The 8,902-nt window shown below is 63.1% G+C and carries 7 protein-coding genes and 1 pseudogene; 3 read left to right on the forward strand and 5 right to left on the reverse strand.

Annotation, left to right across the window (positions count from 1 at the left end; all coding sequences use genetic code 11):
* Nucleotides 1–159 precede the first annotated feature (159 nt).
* From dksA to phaR, 3 genes are read left to right on the forward strand one after another with little or no spacing between them, the layout of a single operon-like run.
* The gene (gene dksA, locus D0550_RS36670; protein WP_116810289.1) at nucleotides 160–1,095 is read left to right on the forward strand and encodes an RNA polymerase-binding protein DksA; all 936 of its coding nucleotides are present in this window, start codon (nucleotides 160–162) and stop codon (nucleotides 1,093–1,095) included.
* Nucleotides 1,088–2,038, forward strand: a complete 951-nt coding sequence (gluQRS, locus tag D0550_RS16510; protein WP_116810290.1) for a tRNA glutamyl-Q(34) synthetase GluQRS — start codon at nucleotides 1,088–1,090, stop codon at nucleotides 2,036–2,038. The genes dksA and gluQRS overlap by 8 nt, the downstream gene beginning before the upstream one ends.
* Nucleotides 2,039–2,091: 53 nt before the next feature.
* On the forward strand, nucleotides 2,092–2,667 hold the full coding sequence (phaR, locus tag D0550_RS16515) for a polyhydroxyalkanoate synthesis repressor PhaR (protein WP_116810291.1): 576 nt from the start codon (nucleotides 2,092–2,094) through the stop codon (nucleotides 2,665–2,667).
* A 67-nt stretch (nucleotides 2,668–2,734) separates the two neighbouring features.
* Here the strand turns inward: phaR and pnp are convergent, their stop codons facing one another.
* From pnp to infB, 5 genes and pseudogenes are all read right to left on the reverse strand, one after another.
* On the reverse strand, nucleotides 2,735–4,822 hold the full coding sequence (gene pnp, locus D0550_RS16520) for a polyribonucleotide nucleotidyltransferase (protein ID WP_116810292.1): 2,088 nt from the start codon (nucleotides 4,820–4,822) through the stop codon (nucleotides 2,735–2,737).
* 185 nt (nucleotides 4,823–5,007) lie between these two features.
* The gene (gene rpsO, locus D0550_RS16525) at nucleotides 5,008–5,277 is read right to left on the reverse strand and encodes a 30S ribosomal protein S15 (protein ID WP_116810293.1); all 270 of its coding nucleotides are present in this window, start codon (nucleotides 5,275–5,277) and stop codon (nucleotides 5,008–5,010) included.
* Nucleotides 5,278–5,398: 121 nt separating this feature from the next.
* Entirely contained in the window at nucleotides 5,399–6,313 is a 915-nt protein-coding gene (gene truB, locus D0550_RS16530) for a tRNA pseudouridine(55) synthase TruB (protein ID WP_116810294.1), read from the reverse strand.
* A gap of 14 nt (nucleotides 6,314–6,327) precedes the next feature.
* On the reverse strand, nucleotides 6,328–6,819 hold the full coding sequence (rbfA, locus tag D0550_RS16535; protein WP_116810295.1) for a 30S ribosome-binding factor RbfA: 492 nt from the start codon (nucleotides 6,817–6,819) through the stop codon (nucleotides 6,328–6,330).
* A 13-nt stretch (nucleotides 6,820–6,832) separates the two neighbouring features.
* Nucleotides 6,833–8,902, reverse strand: a pseudogene (infB, locus tag D0550_RS16540) (translation initiation factor IF-2); the annotation flags it as partial.

The raw sequence follows: 8,902 nt of genomic DNA on the forward strand, positions 1-8,902 counted from the left end.
GGACTTCAGCCCACCGATAGACCCTGTACGCGCGGGGTGCGGTCTGTATAATCGCGCCCCTCTTTGGCGAACGATTGTCCGGAAACTGTTGAAGCTGTAGGTCCAAGCTGTTGTTTGGGGCCGGGGTTTAAGCCACAGGCCCTCGCGGAGGCACTTTAGATGGCCGCAAAAAAACCGTCGGTGAAAGCGACGAAGGCCAAGCAACCCGTGGTCAAGAAAGCCCCGGCCGTGAAAGAGCCGGCCAAGGACACCGCGAAAAAGGCGGCGCCAGCCAAGAAAGCGCCGACTGCAGTGGCCCGGCCCAAGCCGGCGGCCGCTGTGCCCCGCCCGACCCCCGCTGCCGCGCACGCTTCAACCAAGGCCGACAAGCCTAGCGAACCGATCAAGCCAGTTGCCGCCCCCACACCCAAGGCAGCAACTGTGGCCGCCTCCGCGAAACCGGCCCACAAGCCGGCACCGAAGGTGAGCAGCACAGCCGCCCCGGACGAGCAGATCGACGACCTCGATGAGTCGATTGCCGAGCCGGTCCCTGCAACCCCTGTGAAGCCAACGAATTCAGCGAGACCCGTGATTTCCCATCCGATTACCAATCCCCAGGACACTGACGCAGCCAGCGACAGTGAGGACAGCGAAGGCCAGGATCTGTCGAGCGTCAACCTGTTAGCCGGCCCGCGCAATGTAAAGCCTTACATTCCGCGGCGTGGCGAGCAGTACATGAACAAGGAGCAGCTCGAGCATTTCCGCACGATCCTGAACACGTGGAAGCGGGACCTGATGCAGGAAGTGGATCGCACCGTGCTCCATATGAAGGACGAAGCGGCCAACTTCCCCGATCCCAACGACCGCGCGACCCAGGAGTCCGAGTTCAGCCTCGAGCTGCGCACGCGTGACCGCGAGCGCAAGCTGATCCGCAAGATCGAAGAAGCGATCAAGCGCATCGAGGACGGCAGCTACGGCTACTGCGTCGAGACCGGCGAAGAGATCGGCATCAAGCGGCTCGAAGCCCGCCCGGTCGCGACCCTGTGCATCGAAGCGCAGGAACGTCGCGAGCGTCGCGAGCTGCAGTACGGCGACCGCGACGACCGCTATCGCTGATTCTCCTGGTCAGTCGACCTACCGGGGCCGGTTCGCACCCTCGCCGACCGGCCCTCTCCACTTCGGCTCGCTAGTCGCGGCCGTCGGCAGTTATCTGTCTGCCCGTCAGGCGCGCGGCGAATGGCTGCTGCGTATCGAAGACCTGGACACTCCGCGCGAAGTGCCAGGCAGCGCCGACTCCATCATCCGCACTCTGGCTACACTCGGATTCGAGTGGACCGGCTCTATCTTGCGCCAGAGTTCACGCCGTGACGCTTACGAAGCGGCAACTCAACATTTGTTGAATAAAGGCCAAGCCTTCCTCTGCTCTTGCACGCGCAGCGAGCTGCAAGCTGCGCAAGCTGTTGCCGAATGTTTGTTAGTTGGTGATGAACTGCGTTACCCAGGATGGTGTCGTCGAGGCCCTCGCGCACCGGAACGCAAGACCGCCGTTCGCGTGATTGTGCCCCGAGGGGAAACCGCAGTTACGGATCTGCTGCAAGGACGCTTCACTGTTGATGTGTCAGCAGAAGTTGGGGACTTCGTCATTCGCCGCCGCGATGGTCTGCATGCATACCAGCTAGCGGTTGTGATCGACGATGCTTTCCAGGGAATCACCGCGGTTGTGCGCGGAGCCGATCTGTTACACAGCACGCCTCGACAGGTGATTTTGTATCGCATGTTAGATCTGTTGGTGCCGGACTACGCACATTTGCCGGTAGCAACAGATGTTAATGGGATCAAACTGTCGAAGTCGGCAGGCGCCGCAGCAATCGATATTGCCCGCCCTACTTATGAAGTGTGGCGGGCATTAGAGTTTCTGCGGCAAGCGCCGCCACCCGAACTGCGTCGTGCCGGATTGGCGACGTTGTGGGAGTGGGCAATACAACACTGGCAACCGAAACGTTTGAACGGACTGCGTCAGGCAACGATCCGGGTCGGACGCGAGGATGGACTAACATGAATGCCCTAGAATCAAGATTGGCTTCTAGCTCTGAACTGCATCGGGGAGCAGTGATGGGCGAGCCCAAGTTCGACAGCGCACAAGAAACTACGATCGATCAAACAAAACAAAATCAACCTCGAGAAGGACAACCCAGAGTCGTCAAGAAATATCCCAACCGTCGGCTCTACGACACGGTCGAAAGCCGGTACATCACCCTCGCCGACATCCGGCGTCTGGTGATGGACAAGATCGACTTCATCGTGATCGACAAGAAATCGCAGGACGACATCACCCGTTCCATCTTGCTGCAGGTGATCGCCGAGCAGGAGCACGCCGGCGAGCCGCTGATGAGCCAGGATTTCCTGTCACAGGTGATCCGCTCCTACGGCGGGGCCATGCAATGCCTGGTGGGAAGCTATCTGGAACAAAGCCTGAAACTGCTGTCGGGCCAGCAGCAGCAAATGAGGGAGCACATGCGCGGCGTGTTTGGCAGCGACGCCTACGACAGCATTGCCGTGCTGACGCAACAGAACATCGAGCGCTGGCGCTCGGTGCAGGACGATATTTTCAGAGTGATGAGCGGGGCCGCAGCAGCAGCCCGCAAGGACCAGCGCGCCGAGGAAACGGAGACCGACTCGCGCAGCTAGGCAGTCTTCAGACCGGAGGCAGTGGCCACTGCCCCCGGTCCGATTCAAGCTACTTCAATGAGTCGAATCAGGCGGCGTCGACGTTGCGCATGCTCAGACGCACGCGGCCCTGACGATCGACTTCCAGCACCTTCACGCGCACCACGTCGCCTTCCTTCAGCTTGTCGCTGACGCGCTCGACGCGCTCTTCGGAGATCTGCGAGATGTGCACCAGGCCGTCCTTGCCCGGCAGGATGGTGACGAACGCACCGAAGTCCATCAGACGCGCCACGCGGCCTTCGTAGACACGGCCCACTTCCACTTCCGCGGTGATGAGCTCGATGCGACGCTGCGCCTCGCGGCCCGATACGCCGTCCACCGACGCGATCTTGACGGTGCCGTCGTTCTCGATGTCGATCGTGGTGCCGGTCTCTTCGGTGATGGCACGGATGACCGCACCGCCCTTGCCGATGACTTCGCGGATCTTCTCCGGATCGATCTTGATGGTGATGATCGAAGGCGCCCACTCCGACATCTGCGGACGAGCTGCAGGCAGGATCTGATCCATCTGCTCCAGGATGTGCAGCCGGCCGGCCTTCGCCTGCTCCAGCGCCACCTGCATGATCTCCTTGGTGATGCCGTTGATCTTGATGTCCATCTGCAGGGCGGTCACGCCATCGCGCGTACCGGCCACCTTGAAGTCCATGTCGCCGAGATGATCTTCGTCGCCGAGGATGTCGGTGAGCACCTGGAACTTGTCGCCCTCCTTCACCAGGCCCATCGCCACGCCGGCGACCGAAGCCTTGATCGGCACGCCCGCATCCATCAGCGCGAGGCTGGAGCCGCAGACGCTGGCCATGGAGCTGGAGCCGTTCGACTCGAGGATTTCGGAGACGACGCGGATGACGTACGGGAAGTTGGTCATGTCCGGCATCACGGCGCTGATGCCGCGACGAGCCAGGTTGCCGTGGCCGATTTCACGGCGCTTCGGCGAACCCATCATGCCCGTCTCACCCACGCTGAACGGAGGGAAGTTGTAGTGGAACATGAACGGCTCTTTGCGCTCGCCGGTCAGCGCATCGATGATCTGCGCGTCACGGCCGGTGCCGAGCGTGGTGGTGACCAGCGCCTGGGTCTCGCCACGAGTGAACAAAGCGGAGCCGTGCGTACGCGGCAGCACGCCGGTCTTGATCGTGATCGGACGCACCGTCTTCATGTCACGGCCGTCGATACGCGGGGCGCCAGTGATGACGCGATCGCGCACGATGCGATATTCGAGGTTGGCGAATTCCTTGGAGACATCGGCAGCGGCGAACTGCGGCGCCTCGCCCGTCGCCAGCGCGGTGAGCGCGGCGGCTTTGATTTCCTGCACGCGGTCACGACGCTTCATCTTGTCGGTGACCTGATAAGCCTCGCTCAGCGCGCTCTGCGCATTGGCGGCCACAGCAGCCTCCAGCGCGGTGTTCGCGACCGGTGCGGCCCAGGCCCAGGCGGGCTTGCCTGCTTCCGCCTTGAGCTCGTTGATCGCCTTGATCGCGACCTGCATCTGCTCGTGGCCGAACACCACGGCGCCGAGCATCACTTCCTCGGACAGACGATCGGCTTCGGATTCGACCATCAGCACCGCTTCGGCCGTACCGGCGACCACGAGGTCGAGCTGGGAGGTCTTCATCTGCTTCGCGGTCGGGTTCAGCACGTACTGGCCGTCGATGTAACCGACCTTGGCCGCGCCGATCGGGCCCATGAAGGGCACACCGGACAGCGCCAGGGCCGCGGAGGCACCGAGCATCGCCGGAATGTCGGCATCGATTTCAGGATTGAGCGAGACCACGGTGGCGACCACCTGGATCTCGTTGAAGAAGTGCTCGGGGAACAGCGGGCGGATCGGACGATCGATCAGGCGCGAGGTCAATGTTTCTTTTTCGGACGGCCGGCCTTCGCGCTTGAAGAAACCGCCGGGGATGCGACCCGCAGCGTAGGTCTTCTCGACGTAGTTGACCGTCAGCGGGAAGAAATCCTTGTTCGGGTCGGCCTGCTTGCGGCCCACCGCGGTGACCAGCACCACGGTATCGCCCATCGATACCACCACCGCACCGTCGGCCTGGCGGGCCATCTCTCCGGTTTCCAACGTGACTTGATGCTGACCGAAGGCGAAGGATTTTTTAATAGCGCTCACGATGGTTCCTACTGATATGGATGGCTCAGCGGCTCATCGCGCAACACGAGGGCGCAAATAGGCCGAGACACGAAGTTGTATTGAAAACTAGAAGCAGCGAACGGCGCAGCATGACAGTGGCCAGGGTTCGTGCGTGATCAGGCGGGCGAGCCGGCATGACAGTATCCGGCTCGACCCAGCGCGGCTTAGCGCCGCAGACCGAGACTGGCGACGACGGCGGTATAGCGTTCCGGCGCGGTCTCTTTGAGGTAATCCAGCAGCTTGCGGCGCTGATTCACCATCTTCAGCAGGCCGCGGCGGGAGGCGTGATCGCCCTTGTGAGCGCTGAAATGCTCGCTCAAGCCGTTGATGCGTGCGGACAGCAACGCGATCTGCACTTCCGGCGAACCGGTATCGTTGGCGTTGCGGCGGTATTGGGCGACGATTCCGCCCTTCTGGTCGGTCGACAATGACATCTGCTTAACCTCGGTACGGCGTACGAATCGCCGCGTGAAGAAAACTCAAGCTACCCGATGGCAGCTTTTGAGAGGCGCGCATTGTACCCGCGCGGCCCGGAATCTCAAGTAAAACCAAGAATTAGGAAACCGATACGAACAGACGTGCAGGTTTCACCCGCCCGCCCGGCTGGCCCTCGCCCAGGCCCAGGAAACGCCCGGCCGAGCCATAAAGTCTCACCTCGCCTGCCGGCGCCGCCGCTTGCCCGGAAACCGTGCGCCCCAACAGCAGGCCCTTCTCGGCCGCGGCGTCCAGATCCACGCGTGGCAGGTCGGCAAAAGCCGTATCCACCGCCAGCAGCCGGCCGAGGAGCTGATCCGGCGCCTCGGGCGAGAGTGCCTCCAGCGTGAACATCGGCAGGTCACCGAAGGGGTCCACCGACAGGCGGCGCAGGCCTTTCACGTAGCCCAGCGTGGCGAGCTTGACCGCGATATCGGCGGCCAGGGTGCGGATGTAGGTGCCCTTGGAGCAGTACACATCGAATTCGAGCTGGTTGGCCGCCAGCCCCTCCTCGGTGCTCACGCGCGCGATCTTGTGGATCACGATATCCCTGGGCGGACGCTCCACCGATTCGCCCTTGCGCGCCAATTCGTACAGGCGCTTGCCCTCGAACTTCAGCGCGGAATGCATTGGCGGGATCTGCTGCTGGTTGCCCAGGAAACCGGCCAGCACGGCATCCACACCTGCAGCCGTCAGCTGCGGCACGGGCGCCCGCTCGATCACCTCGGTCTCGCCATCGCCCGATGGCGTCAGCTCGCCGAGCTGCACCAGCACGCGATAGGTCTTGCCTGAGTTCAGCAGACGGCCGCACACCTTGGTCGCCTGGCCAAAGCAGACCGGCAGCAAGCCCGACGCCAATGGGTCGAGACTGCCGGCGTGGCCCGCCTTGAGCGCGCCATAGAGCGCGCGAACTTGCTGGAGAGCGGCGTTCGAGGACACGCCGAGAGCCTTGTCGAGCAGCAGGATGCCGTCGACTTCACGATGGAAGCGCTTCAAGGGGGACCCGCCGGTTAACGTCGCGAAGACGAGTCGTCGTCCTCATCCGAATCGTAGTGGCCGTCGTCATCGTCGTCGGAGCTGTAATGAGCGTCGTCGTCCGACTCTGCGGCCGCCTCGGACTCCGTGGCCGGCTCGTCGTCGACGTGCCGGGCTTCGTCATCCTTCACTGCCTTGTTGATCAGCGCCGACAAGCGCGCCCCGCTCTCGATCAACTCATCCGGCACGAAGCGCAGCTCCGGGCTGTGCCTGATGCCAAGCGCGCGCCCCAGCGGGCCGCGGAGGATATCCGAGGCCTGCGTGAGGATTTGCTGCGCCAGGTGCGGATCCGCACCCAGCACCGAGTAGTAGACCTTCGCGTAGCTCAAATCACTCGACATGCGCACGTCGGTCAACGTGATCATGCCGAGCCGCGGGTCGCGCAGCTCGCGTCGGATCAACTCGCTCAACGCGCGTTGAATCTGCTGGCCGACCCGCTTGGCACGGGGATAAGACTTCGTCGACATCCAACCTCAGCTATCAAACATCGAGCGTGCGTGCCACTTCGACGCGCGAGAAGCACTCGATCTGGTCGCCCACCTGGACGTCGTTGTAGTTCTTCACGCCGATACCGCATTCGGTGCCGGCACGAACTTCATTGACGTCATCCTTGAAGCGACGCAGCGATTCCAGGCCGCCCTCGAAGATCACCACGTTGTTACGCAGCACACGGATCGGATTGTTCCGGCGGACGTAGCCGTCCGCGACGATACAACCGGCGACCGTGCCGAACTTGCTGGAGCGGAACACTTCGCGCACCTCGGCGAGGCCCACGATCTGTTCCTTCACTTCCGGCGCCAGCATGCCCGTCAACAACGCACGCATGTCGTCGATGGCTTCGTAAATGATGCTGTAGTAGCGAACGTCGACGCCCGCTTCCTTGATCATCGAGCGAGCCGAGCTGTCGGCACGCACGTTGAAGCCAATGACGCGAGCGTTCGATGCCTGAGCCATGGTGATGTCGGACTCGGTGATACCACCGACGCCACTGCCGATGACCTTGACCGCCACTTCGTCGGTGGACAGCTTGCTGAGCGAATCGCGCAATGCCTCCGCCGAGCCCTGCACGTCCGCCTTGATGACGACATGCACGGTCGCGACCTTGCCATCGCCCATCTGCGACAACATGTCCTCGAGCTTCGCCGGGCCCTGCTTGGCCAGCTTGGTATCGCGGAACTTGCCCTGCCGATACAACGCGACTTCGCGAGCCTTGCGTTCGCTCTCGACCACGAGCAGCTCATCGCCGGCATTCGGCGCGCCCGACAAGCCGAGCACGACGACCGGCAGCGACGGACCCGCTTCAGTGACCTGCGTGCCGGTCTCGTCGAACATCGCACGGACGCGACCGAACTCGGTGCCCGCGATGATCGGATCGCCCGGCTTCAGCACGCCGCGCTTCACCAGCACGGTTGCGACTGCACCGCGGCCCTTCTCCATGCTGGACTCGACCACGACGCCGGCCGCGAGGCCCGAACGCGTCGCCTTCAGATCCAACACTTCGGCCTGCAGCAGAATGGTCTCGAGCAGCTCATCGATGCCCTGGCCGGTATGCGCCGACACGTTGACGAACATCGTGTCGCCACCCCAGGCCTCCGGCAGCACTTCGTACCGGGACAGGTCGTTCCGCACCTTCTCCGGATCGGCCGCTGGTTTGTCGACCTTGGTGATCGCGACGACCATGGGCACTTCAGCCGCCTTCGCATGCTGAATCGCTTCGATGGTCTGCGGCATGACGCTGTCGTCAGCCGCCACGACCAGCACGACCACGTCCGTCACCTGCGCGCCACGAGCACGCATCGCGGTAAACGCGGCGTGACCCGGCGTATCCAGGAACGTGATGACACCCTTCGGCGTCTCGACGTGGTACGCACCGATGTGCTGCGTAATGCCGCCCGCTTCGCCCGCCGCCACTTTGGTGCGACGAATGTAGTCGAGCAGCGAGGTCTTACCATGGTCGACGTGACCCATGATGGTGACGACCGGCGGACGCGCTTCGAGCTCGTGCGAGGCATCGGTGGCCTGCAACTCGTCCTCGATCGCGCTCTCCTTGTGGAGCACTGCCGTATGGCCGAGCTCTTCCACCACGAGCACCGCAGTGTCCTGATCGATGGGCTGGTTGATGGTGGCCATCACGCCCATGTTCATCATGACCTTGATGACTTCGTTGGCCTTCACGGCCATACGCTGTGCGAGCTCGCCCACCGTGATGGTCTCGCCGATCTGCACATCGCGCTTGACCGGTGCGGCCGGGCGCTCGAAGCCATGCTGCTGGCCGACATTGATCTGCGACGGACGGCCCCGCGAACGGGCGCTGGTCGCCGCCTGCTGTTTCTTTTTCTTGAAACGGGCGCTGGCATCGCTCGACACGTGCAGCTCGGCGCGCTGCGGACGGTCGCTGGTACCCCCGCGCTTTGCCGCCGGCAGTTACGTTTTTCCGCTTGCACGCGGCGGGGCCGCAGCAGCAGCTTCCTGTTGCTTGCGTTCGGCTTCGGCACGCGCCGCAGCTTCGGCCATGCGACGAGTCTCGTCTTCGGCGGACTGACGCGTTTC

This window comes from Steroidobacter cummioxidans, from assembly GCF_003104955.1.